Origin of the sequence: Microbispora sp. H11081, assembly GCF_012999535.1 — a bacterium.
Lineage (GTDB): Bacteria > Actinomycetota > Actinomycetes > Streptosporangiales > Streptosporangiaceae > Microbispora.
The window spans coordinates 42,568-61,258 of the sequence record NZ_JABBWV010000010.1; the positions used below are offsets into that span (position 1 = coordinate 42,568).

Annotated in this window: 18 protein-coding genes; 3 read left to right on the forward strand and 15 right to left on the reverse strand. The window is 71.4% G+C overall.

The genetic code is table 11. The features are described 5' to 3' along the window. Positions 1 to 49: 49 nt before the first annotated feature. From HHX31_RS23345 to HHX31_RS23355, 3 genes are all read right to left on the reverse strand, one after another. Positions 50 to 1,963, reverse strand: coding sequence for an acetoacetate--CoA ligase (locus tag HHX31_RS23345; RefSeq protein ID WP_169950484.1), 1,914 nt, complete (start codon positions 1,961 to 1,963; stop codon positions 50 to 52). 64 nt (positions 1,964 to 2,027) lie between these two features. After that, a complete protein-coding gene (locus HHX31_RS23350) occupies positions 2,028 to 2,900 on the reverse strand; it encodes a serine hydrolase (protein WP_169950485.1) in 873 nt (290 codons plus the stop codon). Positions 2,901 to 2,932: 32 nt separating this feature from the next. After that, positions 2,933 to 3,880 (reverse strand): LysR substrate-binding domain-containing protein, encoded by a 948-nt coding sequence (locus HHX31_RS23355; protein ID WP_169950486.1) that lies wholly within the window; start codon positions 3,878 to 3,880, stop codon positions 2,933 to 2,935. Positions 3,881 to 3,988: 108 nt separating this feature from the next. Between HHX31_RS23355 and HHX31_RS23360 the strand changes: the two genes are divergently transcribed. Then, positions 3,989 to 5,536 (forward strand): penicillin-binding transpeptidase domain-containing protein, encoded by a 1,548-nt coding sequence (locus HHX31_RS23360; RefSeq protein WP_169950487.1) that lies wholly within the window; start codon positions 3,989 to 3,991, stop codon positions 5,534 to 5,536. Between the two features lie 60 nt (positions 5,537 to 5,596). Here HHX31_RS23360 and HHX31_RS23365 read toward each other — a convergent pair whose 3' ends face one another. The 12 genes from HHX31_RS23365 to HHX31_RS23420 form a co-directional block, all read right to left on the reverse strand. Then, positions 5,597 to 7,081, reverse strand: coding sequence for an SMP-30/gluconolactonase/LRE family protein (locus HHX31_RS23365; RefSeq protein WP_211590225.1), 1,485 nt, complete (start codon positions 7,079 to 7,081; stop codon positions 5,597 to 5,599). A gap of 318 nt (positions 7,082 to 7,399) precedes the next feature. Next, on the reverse strand, positions 7,400 to 8,119 hold the full coding sequence (locus tag HHX31_RS23370) for a haloacid dehalogenase-like hydrolase (RefSeq protein WP_169950642.1): 720 nt from the start codon (positions 8,117 to 8,119) through the stop codon (positions 7,400 to 7,402). 367 nt (positions 8,120 to 8,486) lie between these two features. Beyond that, complete coding sequence (locus HHX31_RS23375; RefSeq protein ID WP_169950488.1) at positions 8,487 to 9,119, reverse strand: HAD family hydrolase; 633 nt, start codon at positions 9,117 to 9,119, stop codon at positions 8,487 to 8,489. Positions 9,120 to 9,170: 51 nt separating this feature from the next. After that, entirely contained in the window at positions 9,171 to 9,677 is a 507-nt protein-coding gene (locus HHX31_RS23380; protein ID WP_169950489.1) for a DUF6912 family protein, read from the reverse strand. A gap of 45 nt (positions 9,678 to 9,722) precedes the next feature. Next, a complete protein-coding gene (locus tag HHX31_RS23385; RefSeq protein WP_169950490.1) occupies positions 9,723 to 10,394 on the reverse strand; it encodes an HAD family phosphatase in 672 nt (223 codons plus the stop codon). Positions 10,395 to 10,449: 55 nt separating this feature from the next. Then, positions 10,450 to 11,760 (reverse strand): glycoside hydrolase family 3 protein, encoded by a 1,311-nt coding sequence (locus HHX31_RS23390; protein ID WP_311932181.1) that lies wholly within the window; start codon positions 11,758 to 11,760, stop codon positions 10,450 to 10,452. A 58-nt stretch (positions 11,761 to 11,818) separates the two neighbouring features. Then, positions 11,819 to 13,510, reverse strand: coding sequence for a phosphoenolpyruvate--protein phosphotransferase (gene ptsP, locus HHX31_RS23395; RefSeq protein ID WP_169950491.1), 1,692 nt, complete (start codon positions 13,508 to 13,510; stop codon positions 11,819 to 11,821). Positions 13,511 to 13,515: 5 nt separating this feature from the next. Next, positions 13,516 to 13,773 (reverse strand): HPr family phosphocarrier protein, encoded by a 258-nt coding sequence (locus HHX31_RS23400; RefSeq protein WP_169950492.1) that lies wholly within the window; start codon positions 13,771 to 13,773, stop codon positions 13,516 to 13,518. Between the two features lie 21 nt (positions 13,774 to 13,794). After that, positions 13,795 to 14,430, reverse strand: coding sequence for an HAD family phosphatase (locus HHX31_RS23405; RefSeq protein WP_169950493.1), 636 nt, complete (start codon positions 14,428 to 14,430; stop codon positions 13,795 to 13,797). 10 nt (positions 14,431 to 14,440) lie between these two features. Next, on the reverse strand, positions 14,441 to 14,887 hold the full coding sequence (locus HHX31_RS23410; protein WP_169950494.1) for a PTS glucose transporter subunit IIA: 447 nt from the start codon (positions 14,885 to 14,887) through the stop codon (positions 14,441 to 14,443). Positions 14,888 to 14,966: 79 nt separating this feature from the next. Continuing rightward, entirely contained in the window at positions 14,967 to 15,203 is a 237-nt protein-coding gene (locus tag HHX31_RS23415) for a glucose PTS transporter subunit EIIB (protein WP_030509331.1), read from the reverse strand. A gap of 18 nt (positions 15,204 to 15,221) precedes the next feature. Continuing rightward, the gene (locus HHX31_RS23420; RefSeq protein ID WP_169950495.1) at positions 15,222 to 16,256 is read right to left on the reverse strand and encodes an SIS domain-containing protein; all 1,035 of its coding nucleotides are present in this window, start codon (positions 16,254 to 16,256) and stop codon (positions 15,222 to 15,224) included. Positions 16,257 to 16,409: 153 nt separating this feature from the next. Between HHX31_RS23420 and HHX31_RS23425 the strand changes: the two genes are divergently transcribed. Together HHX31_RS23425 and HHX31_RS23430 are read left to right on the forward strand one after the other, a co-directional pair. Then, positions 16,410 to 17,150: a GntR family transcriptional regulator gene (locus tag HHX31_RS23425; RefSeq protein WP_169950496.1), complete on the forward strand. Its 741-nt coding sequence runs from the start codon at positions 16,410 to 16,412 to the stop codon at positions 17,148 to 17,150. A gap of 25 nt (positions 17,151 to 17,175) precedes the next feature. Next, positions 17,176 to 18,510 carry a PTS transporter subunit EIIC gene (locus tag HHX31_RS23430; protein ID WP_169950497.1) on the forward strand — a complete coding sequence of 445 codons (1,335 nt, stop codon included), beginning with the start codon at positions 17,176 to 17,178 and terminating at the stop codon, positions 18,508 to 18,510. Positions 18,511 to 18,691: the final 181 nt, after the last annotated feature.

Below are 18,691 nucleotides of genomic sequence, written 5' to 3' on the forward strand. Positions count from 1 at the left end.
ACTTCTAAGAAGCCGACTTCTTAGAAGTGTACTTATACACGTCGCCGTCCTACTGCTTTGGCGCGAAGTGGGTGAGGACCTCGGGGTTGGCCATGGCGTCGGGGTTGGCGGCCTTCTCGACCGGGGTGCCGAGCAGGATCTTCCGTACGGGCACCTCCAGCTTCTTGCCCGACAACGTCCTCGGGATGCCGGGGACGACGTGGATCTCGTCGGGCACGTGCCGGGGCGACAGCTCGGTGCGCAGGGCCGTGCGCATGCGGGACACCAGCTCGTCCGACAGGGACGCGCCGCCGGTGAGTGTGACGAACAGCAGCAACCTGCCCTCCGTGCCGAGTTGCCCGGTGTCGATGACGAGGCTGTCCGCGATCTCGTCGAACCGCTCGACGACGCGGTAGAACTCGCTGGTGCCCATGCGTACGCCGCCGCGGTTTAGGGTCGAGTCGGAGCGCCCGTAGATGACGCAGCCGCCGCCGGGAAGGATCTTGATCCAGTCGCCGTGCCGCCAGACGCCGGGATAGTCGGCGAAGTACGACTCCCGGTAGCGCTCGCCCGAGGGGTCGTTCCAGAACATGACCGGCATGGACGGCATCGGCCGGGTGATGACGAGCTCCCCCACCTCGCCCACGATCGGCGATCCCGAGTGGTCGAAGGACTCGACCGACGCGCCGAGGCATCGGCACGGGATGACCCCGGCCCGGATCGGCAGCAGCGGCACCGCGCCGACGAACCCGGTGCACACGTCGGTGCCGCCGGAGAACGAGCCGAGTTGCACGTCGGGCTTCACATCGGAGTAGACCCAGGCGAACCCCTCGGGCGGCAGCGGCGAGCCCGTCGAGCCGATCCCGCGCAGCCGCTCCAGCCCCTCCGGCTTCAGCCCCGCCTTCATCGACGCCATGATGTACGGCGCGCCGGTGCCGAAGTAGGTCACGCCCTCCTCGGCGGTCAGCCGCCACAGCACGCCCGTGTCGGGATGGGCCGCGCTGCCGTCGTACAGCAGGATCGTGGACCCCACCAGCAGGCCGCCGATGAGGTAGTTCCACATCATCCAGCCGGTGGTGGTGTACCAGAAGAACACGTCGCCCTCGCCGAGGTCCTGGTGGAAGGACAGCGACTTGAGGTGCTCCAGCACGATCCCGCCGTGCCCGTGGACGATGGGCTTGGGCAGGCCGGTGGTGCCCGACGAGTAAAGCACCCACAGCGGATGGCCGAACGGCACCCGCTCGAACTCCAGCGGCGCGGTCCGCGCGCGCAGGTCGTCCCAGCTCAGGCCGTCGTCGGGCGCGGCGGCGGCGAGTACGGGGATCCAGACGGTCGCCTCAAGCGCCGGCAGCTTCCCGGCGATCTCGCGCACCACCTCCGACCGGTCGTACGCCTTGCCGCCGTACCGGTAGCCGTCCACCGCGATCAGCACCTTCGGCTCGATCTGGGCGAACCGGTCGGTCACCCCTGCCGCGCCGAAGTCGGGAGAGCAGGAGGACCAGATCGCCCCCAGCGAGGCGGTGGCCAGGAAGGCGATGAGGGCTTCGGGGATGTTCGGGACGTAGGCCACGACCCGGTCGCCACGCCCGACGCCCAGCCGTACGAGCCCGGCCCTGACCCGCGCGACCTCCTCGCGCAGTTCGCCCAGCGAGTACTGCCAGCGGCTGCCCTGTTCGTTGCGGAAGATCACCGCCGTACGGCCGGGGTGGCCGCGCAGGGCGTTCTCGGCGTAGTTCAGGTCGGATCCGCTGAACCATTCGGCGTCCGGCATCGTTCCCTGGATGACGGGCCCGTCACCACGCGTACCGACCACACCGAAGTAGTCCCATATGGACGTCCAGAAGTCGGCCGGAGACTCGACCGACCACTTCCACACGTCCTCGTAGTCCCCGGGACGGCCCACCTGTTCCATGTAACGGGTGATCCGAGCCCCCTGCACGACCTCGGGCGTGGGTTCCCAGAGCAGAGCGTCTTCCTCGACCATGCCCCCCATCTTCGCCACGCCACAACCGCGTGTCATCCTCCAGGCCCACAGAGAAAAGGCCTGTTTATTGGGCTCTGAGCTGATCTATCGCCATCCGGGCGGCGGCTCCGATCGCGGCGTCGGCCCGCGGCTGATTCTGCGCGGTGCCGAACGACCGGGTGAACACGGCCACGGCGTAGCGCCCGCCGTCGGGATACTCGACCACCCCGACCTCGTTGCGCAGCGTGGGCAGCGTGCCCGTCTTGCCGCTCACCGCGACGTCGTCGAACGGGAAGCCCGAGGCCAGCCGGTGCGGCCACACCTGCAGCGCCATGAGGCGGCGGATGGCCGCGCAGGAGGCCGCTCCCGCCGCCTCGTCCCGCCAGATCATGGCCAGCAGCCGGGTCATCTCGCGTGGCGTGCTCCGGTTGCCCGCCGCCGGGTCGAGCGCGCTCAGCCGCGCCACCACCTCGGGGTCGGTGCACGCCTGGGTCACGGCCGACTGGTCCGCCACGCCCGCGTCCACCCACAGGCTGGTGAGCATCTCGCGGCAGTTCTGCACCACCCGCGTCGCCGTCAGCCCGAGGCCGTCGAGCAGCGCGTTGACCGCCTCCCGGCCCACCCGGGCGAGCAGCACGTCGGCCGCGGTGTTGTCGCTCACCGCCATCATCAGGTAGGCCAGGTCGCGCAGCGACAGCGTGGCGTCGTCCAGCATCGCCGCCAGCCCGGTGCCCCCACCCGTACGGTCCGTGGCCGGCACGGCGACACGTTCGGTGAGGTCGAACAGCCCGCGCTCGGCCTGTCGGTGCAGTTCCAGGAGCAGTGGCACCTTGAAGACCGACGCGAGCACCACCGGCTCGTCGGCCCGCAGGCCCGCCTCGCGCCCGTCGTCGATGTCGACCGCGTGCAGCCACCCCGTGACGCCCGCGGACCGGAAGACGCGCTCCACAGGATTCATACCGGGGTTCACACCAGGGCTGATGCCGGGTTTCATGCGAGGAACCCGGTCGCCGGGCGCGGCGTCACCCGCGGCGCGGGCGGCACGCCTTCGTCCACCATGCCGGCGCTCTCTTTCAGCACCTGTACGGCCACGGTCGTGAAGTCTCGCACGTACGGCCCCGGCTCCGTCCGCCAGGCAGGGGAGCAGCGCCAGGCAAGGGGCGTGCCTGCGAGAGGTCGCCACACGACGCCCGGCACCTCGGCGGGGGCGCCGAACGCGACGGCCGTGCCGGACAGGACCAGGCCGAGGGCGAACTCCAGGCGGTCGGTGCAGACGATCTCGGTGGGGACGAAGCCGCCCCGGCGGCACGAGGCCAGCGTGTCGTCGTACAGGCCGGGCTCGGCGTCCCGGGGAAACAGCACCAGGTCCCGCCCGGCCAGGTCGCCGAGGTGCACGGTCGCCCAGGCGGTCAGCTCGTCGTCCTCCGCCAGCAGGACGCCCGGATGCCGGACGAGCACCGGCCCGTACGCGAGCCCGTTCGCGGCGACCGGATGGCGCAGCAGCCCGACGTCGAGCCTGCCCTCCAGCAACGCGCCGACCTGCGCGGCCGTGCCCATCTCGGTCAGCGACAGCCGTACGTCGGGGCGGCGTTCTCGAAACCCCGCGATGAGCGCGGCGAGCACGGCCGCGCCCAGGTCGGCGGGGACGCCCGCCCGCACGACCGCCGCGTCGCCGCGCGCGAGGTCGGACATAAGGTCGCGCATCCGCTCGACCCTGGCGACGATCTCACGGGCCTCGGGCACCAGCAGCCGTCCCGCCTCCGTGAGCGCCACCCGCCGGCTCGACCGCTCGAACAGGCGCACGCCCAGCTCCTCCTCCAGCCGCCTGATGCGCTGGCTCAGCGGCGGCTGCGCCATCCCCAGTCGCGCGGCCGCGTTCCCGAAATGCAGCTCTTCCGTCACAACCAGGAAGTAGCCGAGATGCCGGACCAGGTCCACGAGCTGGGAGCATATCCGAACCGCACATGAAGCACGTTGATATCCATATTGGACATCCTTTCCGCCGATCTGCTGCTCTTGGCGTGCACTCGACTCGAAGGGGGACGCATGCGAGAGCGAAGGCGCTGGCCGTACGTCACGGCGGCGGTGCTCGTGCCGGTGGTGGCCGCAGGGGTCACTGTGTGGGCGCTGCGGACGAAGGGATCGCCCGAGGAGACCGCGCGGGACTTCCTCGCGGCCTGGTCACGTTCGGACTACGCGGCGATGCGCACGCTCGCCGCCGACCCGCCGGCCGGCTTCGAGAACACCTATCGACGCTTCCACGACGACCTGAAGCTCACGGGGCAGCGCTTCCAGGTCACAAGCGTCCAGGACGACACGGTGCGGTTCCGGGCGCGGCTGACCGGCCCGCTGCCCATCGCGTACGACGGGAGGCTCCGCCTGGTCGAGCGCGACCGCGCCTGGAAGGTGGCATGGACCTCGACGGCCATCCACCCCCGGATGGGAGACGGTGTCCGGGCCAAGCTCACCACCGTGCCCGCCGAGCGCGCGCCCATCACCGCCGCCGATGGCACCCGCATCGACACGCCGGACGCCCCCGGCTCCGTGCAGCAGATCGTCGAAGGGCTGCGCGAGCAGTACGCCTCCCGCCTGGCCGGCACCGCGTCCGCCCGGGCCGACCTGGTGGACACCCGTACGAACACGAAGGTCGCCACGCTGGCCGAGGGCGGGTCGAAGCCCGGCAAGCCGCTGGCGACCACCCTCGACCTGCGGGTGCACCAGGCGGGAGCGCGGGCCCTGGAGGGCGTGGACAAGCCCGCCTCGCTCGTCGCGCTGCGTCCGTCCACCGGCGAGATCCTCGCGGTGGTCAACAAGCCGGGCGGCTACAACCGCGCCCTGCTCGGCACGTATCCGCCCGGCTCGACTTTCAAGATCGTGACCGCCTCGGCGCTGGTCGCCGGCGGCGTCACGCCCGGCCAGACCGTCGAGTGCCCGGCCGAGAAGACGATCGGCGGCTTCCCGTTCCACAACGCCGAATTCCACGACTACGGCACGCTGCGCTTCGTCGACGCCTTCGCCCACTCGTGCAACACGACGTTCGGCGACATGGCGGTCCGGCGCCTCGGCGCCGATCGCCTGTCCAAGGTGGCCGCCGACTTCGGTTTCGGCGCCAGCATCAAGATCGGGGTGCCCGCCGTGGACGCCGCCTTCCCCGCGCCGCATGACGACACCGACCTCGCGTCCGCGGCCATCGGCCAGGGGCGCGTCCTGGCCAGCCCGCTGAACATGGCCGCCGTCGCCGGGGCCATCGCCGCCGGCACCTGGCGGCAGCCCCGGCTGGTCCCGGCCTCACTCGTCCCGGACGGCGGCACGCCGCCGCGCGCGCTGGAGCCCGCGGTCGTGTCCGCGCTGCGCCGCCTCATGCCCGCCGTAGTCAGCGAGGGCACCGCGAGCGGCGTCTCCTTCCCCGCTGGCGCGGCCGGCAAGACCGGCACGGCCGAGTACGGCTCGGCCGAGGATGGCCAGAACCCTCCGACGCACTCGTGGTTCATCGGATACAAGGGCGACCTGGCCTTCGCCGTAGTGGTCGAGGGCGGCGGCACCGGAGCGCAGGTGGCGGCCCCCGTCGCGGCCCGCTTCCTCAAGGCGCTGTGACTCCTCAAGGCGCTGTAACTCCTCAACGCACTGTGACTCCTCAACGCACTGTGACGACGCTCAGTACGGCCAGCCGGGGACGTTCAGCCGCACGCGGTAGAGACCGAAGTTGCCGCTGTTCCCGCCGCGGGAGGGCGTTCCCGAGGTGATGTACAGCGTCTGACCGTCGGGGCCCCCGAAGGCGACGTTGGTGGTGTTGAGCCCGGCGGAGATGGTGCCGAGTTGAACGCCCGACGGCGCGTACACGTGGACCTTGCCGTCGTTGAAGGACGCCTGGTAGAGGTTGCCGGCGCAGTCGATGGTCGCGCCGTCCGAGCCGTTCAGGGACGCGAAGTCGGCGCGGGCGCCGACGCTGCCGTCGGCGTTGACGGGCCACTTGTAGATCCGGCCGGTGCCGTTGCCGCCGACGTAGAGCGTCTTGCCGTCGGGAGAGAGCACGATGCCGTTCGGCTCCCGGATGGTGTCGTCGATCAGCGAGACGACACCGTTCTTGACCCGGAACACGCCCGTGCGGCCGGACATCTGGTCGGGCCGGTTGGCGCGCTGGAAGTCCGGGTCGGTGAAGTAGACGGTGCCGTCGGCGCCGACGGTGAGGTCATTGGGTGAGTTGAAGACGCGACCCTGATAGGAGGAGGCGACCACGCCCCGTGTCCGGTCGGGCAGGCGGAAGGAGGAGACGCTGCGCTGGTCGTGCGTCGCGGCCAGCAGCGTGCCACCGTCGCGGCTGAGGGCCAGACCGTTGCTTCCGGAGCCGGAGATGAAGGTCTCGAAGGTGTTCGGCTCGGTGAACCGCAGCACGTCCGCGGGCTGTACGCCTTCCTGTCCGGTGCCGTCACGCATGAGCGACAGCAGCAGCGTCTGGGTGGTGGCGTCCCAGACCGGGCCTTCGAGGAAGTTGAACCCGTCCCGGATCTTGGTGGCGGTCACCGACGACGACGGCAGCGGGTTGGGGTAGGTCGCGCCCGGCGTGCACGGTCCGACGCCGGGAAGCGGCGTACCCGGCGTGGGCGTGACGGACGGCGTCGGGCTCGGCGTGGGACTCGGGCTCGGCGTGGGACTCGGTGTGGGACTCGGGCTCGGCGTGGGACTAGGTGTGGGGCTCGGGCTCGGTGAGGGGCTGAGGGGGGCGGGGCCGCTGCACATGAAGCCGTTGAGCCAGAAGGTGGTGGGCACGGAGTTGGCGCCGGTGAGGCTCGCGGTGAATCCCATGCCACCGACCGTGGCGTTGGTGGCGATGGAGCCGTTGTAGGACATGCTGGTCGCGGTCACGTGCGTGCCGGACTGCGTCCAGGTGGCGTTCCAGCCGGACCCGATCTTCTGGCCGGAGCCGGGGAAGTCGAACTCCAGTTTCCAGCCGTCGACAGGGTCGCCGAGATTGGTGATGGCCACGTCGCCCTGGAAGCCGCCGCCCCATTGGTTCACGATCGTATAGGTCACCTTGCACCCGGCTGCGGCCGTGGCCGGCGTCGTCGTCATCGCGGCTCCACCGGCGACCAGCGCGGCGGCCAGCCCGGCGGCCGCGACGGTTGCGAGACTTCGTCTCATCAGGAGTCCTTTCGGGGGGCAGGAGCCAACCGGCACGCGCGCTCTGAAATTAAGCGACCGAGGAGGCGGTAGCGATCGGTCCCCCGGTACGGCGGTCGCCGGGTAAGACGCGGCCGGCGGTGCGGTGAACGATCGCGGGCCGCGCGGACGGCCGCCCCGGCCTGGGCGAACGCGGCCGCCCGCCCGACCGGCGAGTCGATCGGCGGCCGAAAGCAACCACGCCGCGGCGCTGAAACGTTCAGCCCGCGCCCCGGTACGGCCGGCGCCCCGCCGAGTCCGGGGTCAGCGGGCCGTTCAGTGGGCCGTTCAGTGAGCCGTTCAGTGGGCCGTACGGTCGGCCGGGGTGGTGAGGCGGGCTATGGCGGCGACGACCTCCGACGGGTTGGACAGGCCGGGCAGCACGATGTCGGCGCCCGCCTCGTGCAACTCGGCGGCGGTGGACCGGCCCGACGCCACCGCGATCATGGCCGCGCCACCGATCTTCGCTGCCTGGACGTCGCGGGTGGAGTCGCCGACGAGCACGGTGTTGCCGGCCGTGAAGGGGACGCCGTACCTGGCCTTGGCCCGGCCCTGGGCCACCTGCAGCAGGGTGGCCTTCGGATAGACCTCCTCGCCGTACCCGCCCACCTCGACGTCGATCCACTTGTCCAGCCCGAACGCCTTGAGCTTGTGCACGGCGTTGCTCTTGATGGTGCCGGTGAGCACCGACTGCACCACGCCGTCGAGGCGGGAGACGGCCTTGAGCGCGTCCTTGGCTCCGGGCAGCGCACGGCCGTCCTTGGCCAGCCTGCCGCGCCGCTCGGCGAAGCTGACGGCCAGCGCGTCGATGAACCTCGGCAGGTGGTAGTCCTCGACGGCGATGCCGTTGACGGCCAGGGTCTCGAAGATGATCTCCGAGTCGGGGCGGCCGTGCGCCGGTGCGAGCTTCACCAGCGGCCGCCCTGTCACCAGCCGGAACGCGTCCGCGTAGGCGTCACGGGTGACGATGGCGACGTCGACGAGCGTGAGGTCGACGTTCCAGAGAACGAGGCGGTTGATCGCGGCCTCCGTGGGGGTGCGTTAAGAATCGCCCCCAGCGTACGACCCCTTCGGCCGTGATCTTGTAGTTTGTCGCAGCGGGGTATGGCGACCTGGCCACATCCCGTTCGTGATCTTGCAGTTTGTCGCACGTAGGGCCGCCCACCTGCCCCTCCACACTCTGTGATCTTGCACTGACCTCGCCAGAGCGGCCGCCGAGCAGGACATGCACGGTCCGTGATCACGCTATTGCATGATCACGGAGGACGTAGCCGCAGCTCAACGGCACACAAGGGCGCGACAGTGCATGATCACGAAAGAGAGCTGCCCAGCTCAGGCCGGGTGTCTGCGACAAACTACAAGATCACGGCCCGGGGGGGTGGGGGGGTTAGACGAGGTCGAGGGCGTTGGCGAGTGAGTCCACCACGGGCACCCCGACGCCTTCCAGCTCCGACCGTCTGGTCATGCCGCCGGTGTAGAGGATCGCGCGGGCGCCGACGTGCATGGCCGCGTGCGCGTCGTCCACGCTGTCACCGATGACGACGACCTTCGCCGAGTCGATACCGAGCGCGCGCAGGTGCTCGACCATGTGCTCGGCCTTGTGGCCACCGGTCGCCGAGCGCGAGCCGTCGATACGGGTGAAGTGCCCGTCGATGCCGAACTCGCCGGTCTTGCGGACCAGCCTCTCGTGGCCCCACATGGACAGCAGCGACTGCGAGCGGCCCGCCTCCTCCCAAGCGCGCAGGCTCGACAGCGCGCCCTCCGCGAGGCTGCACGCGTCCATCAGCCGGTGGTAGTGGTCGTGGAAGCCCGCGTCGAGCATCTCCCATTCGCCCTCCCTGAGCGGCCGGCCGAGCATGCGCTCGTACGCCACCCAGATGGGGCGGGTGTACACCTCACGGAAGCCGTCCGCGTCGTACGGTCCGAGGCCGTACTCCTGGAAGAGCTCGTTGGTGGCGCCGACGACGGCGTCGATGTCGTGGAAGAGGGTCCCGTTCCAGTCCCAAACAATGTGTGTCATCGTGTCTCCCAGCTTAGACGCCGGGTGTGACATTTCCATGAACGCCAAGGGTCAGGTGAGCAGATCCGGGATCTCCTGAGTGGCGTACCACAGCAGTTCGTGGTCCTCCGCGCCGTCCACGACGAACCGCGCGTCGTCGTCCCCGCGGTCGGCCGCCGGCAGCGCCGCGATCGCCGCCTCCACGTCGGACCGCGCGCCGGTGTCGTCCACGTGCACCGAGGCGACCAGCCGCAGCGGGACCGGCTCCAGCACCCGCACCCGGGCCCGCTCCTCCAGCTCGGCGCCGGTCTTCACGCTCTCGTCGGGCACCTCGGCCGCGATCACCACCCGCCGCGCGGCCACCTCGACGCCGTCCGTACGGTCGGCCGCCAGCATGCGCAGGGAGGCCCTGGCCGCCTCGGTCAGCGCGACGTACTCCAGCTCCTCGGTGTCCCCCGAGACGTACCACTCGATCAACGCGGGGGTGACCGCGAATCCGGTCAGCGGGGCCGGTCCCAGCTCTCCCGCGGCGACGACTCGCGCCAGGGCGGGAATCGTGGACGGCAGATACACACGCATGCGTTCCTCGTGAAGATCTCGGTGTGAAGATGCGGACGGGCGAAGCTACAGACGGGCGGTGCCGGTCTCGCGCAGCGGCAGGCCGAACAGGCGCTCCAGCTCGGCGATGGTCGCCGCGGGCTCGTTGTGGTGGACGCCGACCAGGCCGATCGCGCGGGCCGCCACGATGTTCGCCTCGATGTCGTCGACGAACACGCACTGCCCCGGCTCCAGCCCCAGCAGGCCGAGCGCGTGCCGGAAGATCCGCTCCTCGGGCTTGCGCATGCCGACCTCGCCCGAGATGACGACCGCGTCGAAGACGGCCTCCCAGCCCTCACGCGTGTAGTGGTCGCCCCACGAGTTGGACACCAGACAGGTGCTGTGACCGGCCGCGCGGGCCAGGCGCAGCATCTCGTTCATCTCCTCGACCGGCCGGAACCCGGCGAACATCCGGACCAGCAGGCCGTCGGCCTCAGGCGGCCCGCCGTCGAGGGTGACCAGCCGGGCCGCGAGGTCGCGCTCGAACTCGAGGACCGGGATCTCGCCCCGCTCCAGCGCGTGGATCGGGTTCTCCGCGCCGGGCTCGGCACCCGCCCGGTACGCCTGCGCGACCAGGGCGCGCATCACCTCCCGGTAGTGCCGGGGGTCGATGCGGTCCGCCTCGATCCACTCCGCGATGGACTCGGCGAGGCTCGTCGTCAGAACCCCGCCCCAGTCGATCAGCACACCCTTGAGCACTGCGCCTCCCAGCCGACGTGCCTCAAATACTAGGCCGCCCGGTCCGCCCGCCCGCTCATTCTGCGGCCGCGAAGACGCGTTCCGCGACCTTGAGGTGCGCGGCGGACCGCAACGCGCCGGGGTCGGTCCGGATCGGGCCGAAGAGCCCGCGTCTGTCCTTGAGCCGCAGGATCCGCAGCACCGACTCGTCGAGCCTGCGCTCGGAGATCCGTCCCGACTTCACCGCGGCCAGTACGGCGTCGTACGCCTTGGGCAGGTTCGGCGGCATGAGGAGGATGTCGGCGCCGGCGAGGACGGCCCGTACGGCGACCTCGGCGTCGCCGTACTTCTCCCGCACCCCGGCCATGTCGAGCGCGTCGGTGCTGATCACTCCGTCGAAACCGAGTTCCTCGCGCAGCAGGCCGGTGAGAAGGCGCCGGGACAGCGTCGCGGGGTCGCCCGAGGGGTCCAGCTTCGGCATCACCACGTGCGCCGACATGATCGCGTCGACGCCGTGCTCGATGGCCGCGCGGAACGGCGGCGCGTCCAGCGTCCGCCACTGCTTCTTCGAGTGCGTGATGACCGGCAGGCCCGTGTGGCTGTCGGTCGAGGTGTCCCCGTGGCCGGGGAAGTGCTTGGCGACCGATGCCACGCCCGCCGCGTGAAAGCCGTCGACGGCCGCCCCGACCATCGCGGCCACCTTCTTCGGGTCGGAGCCGTACGCGCGGGGGCCGATGACGGGGTTGCGGGGGTTGACGTTGACGTCGGCGACCGGCGCGAAGTCGAGCGAGATGCCGAGGTCGCGCAGTTCCTCACCGGTCACCCTGGCGACGTCGCGCGCGTACGCCGTCTTGCCTGTGGCGCCGATCTGCGACGCGCCGGGAAGCTTGGTGATGATCGGCTTGAGCCGGGAGACGATGCCGTTCTCCTGGTCCACGCCGATCATCAGCGGCGCCCCGCCCGACCTGACCGCCGCCTCGCGCAGGCCCGTGGTGAGCGCGGCGACCTGGTCCGCGCCGGAGACGTTGCCCGCCCAGTCGAACAGGATCACCCCGCCAGGGCGGAACCTCTCCACCACCTGCGCCGGCGTGGCCACGCCGTACCGCGCCGTGTTCTCCTTGCTCGCCGCCCCGGCCTTCGGGCCCCAGATCACGATGGTGAACAACTGCGCGACCTTGTCCCGCAGGCTCATCGCCGCGAGCGTCCGTTCGGCCCGGCCGCCGGAAGGCCGGGCCGTGGGCGACGGCGAGCCGGCCCCGGACGGAGACGCCGCCGGCGCGGACGACGACGCTGACGACGACACCGGTGACACGGCCGCGGGGCTCACGGACGAGCACCCGGCCGCGAGAAGGGCGAGCATGACGACGCCATGTCTGATCCGTGGCACGTTCTTTACCGTATCCGTGCCGCGGGGGCGACCGGGCCTCGAACCGGCATGCCGGGGGTCAGAGCCCGAGCGCGTCCAGCCCCGGCAACTCCACCCGGGCGGCGGCCTTGGCGGCCCCCGCCGAGGTGGCCGAGCGCGCCGCGACGGCGGCGGCACGGCACTGCGCGAGCGTGTGACGCGCCAGAGCCGCGCGCACCCAGGGCAGCGCCGACGCGCCCATGGACAGCGAGGTGACCCCCATGCCGACGAGCACGCAGGCGAGCGCGGGATCGGCCGCGGCCTCGCCGCAGACCCCGCAGCCCTTGCCCGCCGCCGAGGCCGCGGAGGCCGCCGTCGCGACCAGGTCGAGTACGGCCGGATGCCACGGGTCCTGCAGCCCGGCGACGGCGCTGACCTGGCGGTCGGCCGCGAGCGCGTACTGCGTGAGGTCGTTGGTCCCGATCGAGAAGAAGTCGACGACCCCGATGAGGTCCGCAGCCCGCAGCGCCGCCGACGGCACCTCGATCATGATGCCCGCGACGCCGAGCCCCGCCGTACGGCAGGCCGCCGCGAACCACTCGGCCTCCTCCACGGTGGCGACCATCGGCGCCATCACCTGGACCTCGGCGGAGACGCCCGCCGCGGCCCCGGCCAGCGCGTTCAGCTGGGCGGTCATGATCTCCGGATACCGGCGGAACACGCGCAGGCCGCGCTCGCCGAGCGCCGGGTTCGGCTCCTCTTCCGGGGGCGGCAGGAACGCCAGCGGCTTGTCGGCGCCGGAGTCGAGCGTGCGCACCACCACGCGGCCGTGCGGGAACGCCTCGAACACCCTCCGGTAGGCCTCCTCCTGCTCGCTTCCCGACGGCGGGGTCTCGCGGTCGAGGAAGAGGAACTCGGTGCGGTAGAGGCCGACGCCCTCGGCGCCGTTGGCCAGCGCGCTGTCCAGGTCGCGGGGGCCGCCGATGTTGGCGAGCAGGGGCACGGGGTGGCCATCGGCGGTCGCGCCGGGGCCGGTGGCCGCCGACAGCGCCGCGCGCCGCGCCTCGTCGGCGGCGCGCGCCTCGGCCACGCGGGCCGGGTCGGGCGCGAGCAGCACCTGGCCTGACGCGCCGTCGACGAGCACGGGGGTGCCGGGGGCGATGTCGGTCGCGCCGGCGCAGCCCACGACGGCGGGCACTCCCATCGACCGGGCGAGGATCGCCGTGTGGCTGGTCGGCCCGCCCCGCTCGGTGACGAACGCGGCGACCACGTCCTTCGACAGCAGCGCGGTGTCGGCCGGGGCGAGGTCCTTGGCGACGAGCACGAACGGCTCGGCGGCCCCGGCCGGCACCCCGGGCATGGGCAGGCCGGTGAGCACGGCGATCACCCGGTCGCGGATGTCGTCGAGGTCGGCCACGCGCTCCGCCAGGTAGCCGCCAGCCGCCGCGAGCAGGTCCCGATACCCCCCGAACGCGTCGAAGACGGCGCGCGGGGCGGCCACGCCCCGGTCGATGAGCTCGCCGACCTTCATGGCGAGGCTCGGGTCGCGGGCCATCAACGCCTGCGCGCCCAGCACCTCCTGGGCGTCGCCGCCCGCCCTGGCGCCCCGCGCCTCCAGGTCGGCGGCCACTTCCTCGACCGCCCGCGCGGCGCGGGCCCGTTCCGCGGCGGCGTCGCCGTCGTGGCGCGCGTCCTTGTCGGGCTCGGGGATCTCACCGGCGAGCACATGGGCCGGGCCGTACCCGACTCCGGGGCTGACCCCCGTCCCAGCCGTCTTCCGCTGTCCGTCCACCGGCGTCAGGAGGCCGCGGCGATCTGGGCGAGCTCGTCGAGCAGCCCTTCCGCGCCGTCGCCGTCCGCGCTGATGACGATCGACTCCCCCTGCCGTACGTCGAGCGCGAGCACCGACAGGATGCTCTTGGCGTTCACCGGCGTGCCGCCCGCCTTCGCGACGGTGACGTCGTAGGGCGCCTTCGCCGCGGTCTGTACGAACATCGCCGCCGGCCGGGCGTGCAGACCGACCTCCGAGGTGACGCTGACTGTGCGTTCGGCCACGTTTCTTCCTCCCTGGGCGGTCTAGACCGCCGGTAGTTCCGTCAAGGGCCATTCAAGGCCCGACATATCCGGTATTACCAGATCCGCGTGTGAGAGCTCATCGGGATGATGGGTGGTGGCGACCGCGACGCAGCTCATGCCCGCGGCCCGGGCCGCCGCGATTCCGGCGAGCGAGTCCTCGAACACCACACACTTCGCCGGGTCCACCCCGAGCAGGTCGGCCGCGAGGAGATACCCGGACGGATCGGGCTTGCCCACGGCCACGTCCTCGGCGGAGACGATGGTCCGTACCACCTCGAGGACGCCGATCTCGGTGAGGCGCTCCACGGCCCACCATCGCTGGGCGGACGTGACCAGGGCCAGCGAGTCCCCCAGTTCCGCGACCCGGGACACCAGCTCCGCCGCCCCCGGGACCGGCACGATGCCGGGCAGGTCCGGATGGTCGTAGTAGGAGCGGATCTCCTCCATCGCCGCCTCCGGATCCATCCCGGGCAGCACCTCGGGCAGGACGTCCACCCCGCGACGGCCCATCAGGCCCCGGAGCAGCGTCTCGTTGTAGGCGATCCCATGGCCGTCCAGGAACATCCGCCACAGGGCCAGGCTGCGGATCTCCGTGTTGACCAGCGTGCCGTCGAGGTCGAAGAGCGCCGCCTCCATCACCGGCGCCTCACGCCCACTCGAACAGCGCGTCGCCCGCGTCCACGCCGCCCTCTGCGACCCTGCCCACCGCGTCCGCCGGCGCGTCGAGCGCCACCACCGGGCAGACCGGCGAGCGGCCGCCGGCCTCGATCGCCGCGGGGTCCCAGGCCACGACGGGCTGCCCCGCGCCGACGCGGTCCCCCTCGGCGGCGAGCAGGCGGAAGCCCTCACCCTTGAGTTGCACGGTGTCGATGCCGAGATGCACCAGCACGCCCCTGCCGTCGTCCCCCACCACGACGTACGCGTGCGGGTGGAGCTTGACGATCGTGCCGCTGATCGGGGCCACGGCCTCGGCGGGCTCCCGTACGGGGTCGATCGCGGTCCCCGGACCGACCATCGCCTGGGAGAACACCGGATCAGGCACGGCGGCCAGGCCGATGGCCGCCCCCGCGACCGGAGCGAGAACAGTCGTCAATGAAGCGCCCTTCCCTGGGACCCGGCAGGCGTCACGCAACGGTCCGCCGGAGCCCGGCGGACCCGCGGTGACCTCCGGGTCAACCGATGATGTCCTCGATGTCGCTGGCGATGGTGTCGGCCTCCGGGCCCACCACGACCTGGACGACGTTGCCCGCCGCCATCACTCCGTGGGCGCCCGCCGCCTTGAGCGCGGCCTGGTCCACCTTGGAGGCGTCGTGCACCTCGGTGCGCAGCCGGGTGATGCACGGCTCCACCTCGATGATGTTGTCGGCGCCACCGAGCCCGGCGATGATCGCCTCGGCGTCTGCAGCCATGGGGGATCCTCCTGTTGTTCAGTCGGTCTGCGTGACCTTCTTCAGACCGCGGGGGGAATCGGGGTCGATTCCGAGCCTGCGCGCGAGCGCTTCGGTGAGCAACTGCCCCGGGACGATGAGTCCCAACGGCGCCACCCACTCGGGCAGGTCCGGACCGTTCAGTGCGGCGGTCGAGGCGGCGGCGAGCCCTTCGCCGCCGCCGACGCCGAAGGCGGCGGCGCCCGCGCCGGTGACCCGCTCGGCCAGCGCGACCGTGCCCGCCAATGTCGGGCCCTGCCCCGCCGCCACCAGGATCGCCGGGGTCTCGGCGTCCACGACCGCGATCGGGCCGTGCAGCAGGTCGGCGTACGACAGGCCCATGGCGTGCAGGTAGCAGGCCTCCTTGAGCTTGAGCGCCAGTTCCAGCGCGGTCGAGAACGCCAGCCCGCGGCCGGAGACGACGACGCCGGGCTTGTCGGCCAGGCCCTCGACCACGGCGTCCAGGTCACCGGGGTCGGAGATCAGCTTCTCCACCGCGTCCGGCACCCTGCGCAGGTCGTCGGGGTCCACGTCGGCGCCGAGGCCGATCGCGAGCACGGCCAGCGCGGCGAGCTGGGTCGTGTAGGTCTTCGTGGCCGGCACGGCCTTCTCCTCGCCGGCGAGCGTGCACAGCGCGAGGTCGGCGGCCCTGGCCAGCGGCGACTCCTCGCCGCCGTTGGTGATCGCGACGGTCTTCGCGCCGCAGTCCTTCGCCCACTGGAGGGTCTCGACGATCTCCTCCGTACGGCCGGACTGGGACAGGCCCACGGCCAGCACCCCGTCGAGGTCGAGCTTGCGGCGGTAGGTGGTGGCCACCGAGGGCGCGCCCATCGCGGCCATCCGGCCCGCGCGCGACTCGATCAGGTAGCGGCCGTAGACCGCCGCGTTGTCCGAGGTGCCCCGGGCGACGAACAACAGGTGGCGAGTGTCGCGCGCGACCGCCTCCACGTCGCCCGTCCGCGGGAGGAGGGCGTCCAGTGTCGCCCTGATCGCCGCGGGCTGCTCGGCGATCTCGCCACGCATCCTGGTCGTCATCGATGATCACCCCTTGCTTGGCGAGATTTGTCCGTTATCGATCCGTCGTCGGCCCATACATTGACACACATTTCCCGGCTGTGGTCTAGTCCGGACTAGACCAGTAAGGACCTTAACTTACCCAAACCATCCAGAGTGAGAGAGGAGGGATCAGTGGCCCAGATCGATCCGGACAGCCCGGTGCCCAAGTATTTCCAGCTACGGGAGATCCTGCTCGACCTCATCGAGAGCAACGAGCTGCCGATCGGCGCCGCCATCCCCTCCGAACGTGACCTGAGCCAGCGTTACGACCTGTCCCGTATGACGGTACGGCAGGCCGTCGACCACCTCGTCTCCGAGGGCCGGTTGCACCGGGTGCCGGGCAAGGGCACCTTCGTCGCCCGGCCGAAGATCGAGCTGGCGCTTCAACTCACCTCCTTCACCGACGACATGCGGGCGCGCGGCGTGGAGCCCGGCTCCCGCGACCTGGACCGGCGGGTGGTCCGGGCCAGTGCCCACCTCGCACGGCAGCTCGGCATCCAGCCGGGAGACGCCGTTCACTTCATCGAGCGGCTGCGCACGGCGGACGGGGAACCGCTGAGCATCGAACGCGCCCACATCCCGGTCGCGCTCGCGCCCGATCTCGACACCTACGACCTGACCGGACGATCCCTGTACTCCCTGCTCGAGTCGCGCTACGGGCTCGTCATGGACGCAGGGGAGCTGACCATCGACGGCGGCCTCGCCGATCCGAGCGACGCCGACCTGCTCAAACTGCCCCGGGGCGGAGCCGTGCTGCTGCTGCAGCGCCGGTCCTTCGCCGGCGGGGTGTGCGCCGAACTCGGCGTCTCCACCTACCGCGCCGACCGCTACCAGCTCCGGACACTCCTCGGAGCCCCGGCCAGACGCCTCTAGTCCCCCCATCCTGGAGGAACACCCGATGAGTTCCACCTCCGCCGACGCGGGCCTGCCGGCCGCGCCATCGAACCAGAACGCGGTGATGACCGCGCTGTCCCGCATCGGCCGCTCCCTGATGCTCCCGATCGCGGCACTGCCCGCCGCGGCCCTCCTTCTTCGCATCGGCCAGGACGACCTCCTCGGCCGTACGGACAACGCGACGCTCGACAAGATCGCGCATGTCGTCGGCGGCGCGGGCGGCGCCCTGTTCGACGCGCTGCCGCTGCTGTTCGCGGTGGGTGTCGCGATCGGCTTCGCCCGGCGGGCCGACGGCTCGACCGCATTGGCGGCCGTGGTCGGCTACCTCGTCTGGGACCGGGTCACCCACCTGATGTTCTTCGACGCCGCCGCTGACGCGGCGGTGCACCAGAAGGTGGCGCAATCCGTCCTGGGGGCGGACGGCAAGCCGGCCGAGGTGCTCAACCTGGCGTCGGCCAACCCGACGGGGGTGCTCGGCGGCATCCTCATGGGCCTCGTCGCGGCCGTCCTCTGGCAGCGGTACTACCGGACGAAGCTGCCCGCCTACCTGGCCTTCTTCGGCGGCCGCCGCTTCGTGCCGATCCTCACCGCGCTGGCCGGACTGGTCCTCGGTGTGATCTTCGGCCTGATCTGGCCGCCCATCGGGCAGGGCCTGAGCAGCTTCGGCGACTGGCTCGCCACTCACTCGACGCTCGGTGCGGGCATCTACGGGATCGTGAACCGGGGCCTCATCCCGTTCGGCCTGCACCACTTCGTCAACTCGATCGTCTGGTTCACCGTGCCGGAGTGCACCGTCGGCGCGACCCAGGCCGCGGGCGACCTGAACTGCTACTTCGCCGGGCAGGACGGCGCCGGCGCCTTCATGGCGGGCTTCTTCCCGGTCATGATGTTCGGCCTGCCGGCCGCCGCGATCGCCATGTGGCGGGCCGCGCCGCCGCACCGCCGCGCCGCCGTCGGCAGCATCATGATCTCCACGGCTCTGATCTCGTTCGTCACCGGCATCACCGAGCCGATCGAGTTCGCGTTCATCTTCGTGGCCCCGATCCTGTTCGCCGTGCACGCGCTGCTCACCGGCGTCTCGATGGCCGTGGTCGCGGCCCTCGACGGACGGCTCGGCTTCGGGTTCTCCGCGGGCGCGATCGACGCGGCCCTGAACGCGACGAAGGACAACACGCACAACTTCTGGCTGATCATGCTGATCGGCGTGATCTACTTCGTCCTCTACTACGTGATCTTCAGCTTCCTCATCAAGAAGCTGAACATCATGACGCCCGGCCGGGAACCGGAGCCCGACGTGGACTCCGGGGAGAGCGCCGAGACGGCGCGCTCCCGCGCCTGACGCGTCACGTCCCCTCTCAGGGAGCAGGGGCGCCCGGTGATCCCGGGCGCCCCTTGTCGTGTTTCCCCGCGTTGCGGATGCCGTTAATAGCCGATCGGCCCAGGCGTGAATTGCAGGAGGTTCACGCCAACCCGAGGAAATTTTCCGGACGAAGGACGGCACAAAGGCCCGGCAATCGGCA

Coding starts and splice junctions, on each gene's coding strand:
- HHX31_RS23345 (WP_169950484.1), bottom strand. CDS start 1,963: ATGGTCGAGGAAGACGCTCTGCTCTGGGAACCCACGCCCGAGGTCGTG.
- HHX31_RS23430 (WP_169950497.1), top strand. CDS start 17,176: ATGAGTTCCACCTCCGCCGACGCGGGCCTGCCGGCCGCGCCATCGAAC.
- HHX31_RS23380 (WP_169950489.1), bottom strand. CDS start 9,677: ATGCGTGTGTATCTGCCGTCCACGATTCCCGCCCTGGCGCGAGTCGTC.
- HHX31_RS23365 (WP_211590225.1), bottom strand. CDS start 7,081: ATGAGACGAAGTCTCGCAACCGTCGCGGCCGCCGGGCTGGCCGCCGCG.
- HHX31_RS23415 (WP_030509331.1), bottom strand. CDS start 15,203: ATGGCTGCAGACGCCGAGGCGATCATCGCCGGGCTCGGTGGCGCCGAC.
- HHX31_RS23350 (WP_169950485.1), bottom strand. CDS start 2,900: ATGAATCCTGTGGAGCGCGTCTTCCGGTCCGCGGGCGTCACGGGGTGG.
- HHX31_RS23420 (WP_169950495.1), bottom strand. CDS start 16,256: ATGACGACCAGGATGCGTGGCGAGATCGCCGAGCAGCCCGCGGCGATC.
- HHX31_RS23405 (WP_169950493.1), bottom strand. CDS start 14,430: ATGGAGGCGGCGCTCTTCGACCTCGACGGCACGCTGGTCAACACGGAG.
- HHX31_RS23375 (WP_169950488.1), bottom strand. CDS start 9,119: ATGACACACATTGTTTGGGACTGGAACGGGACCCTCTTCCACGACATC.
- HHX31_RS23360 (WP_169950487.1), top strand. CDS start 3,989: ATGCGAGAGCGAAGGCGCTGGCCGTACGTCACGGCGGCGGTGCTCGTG.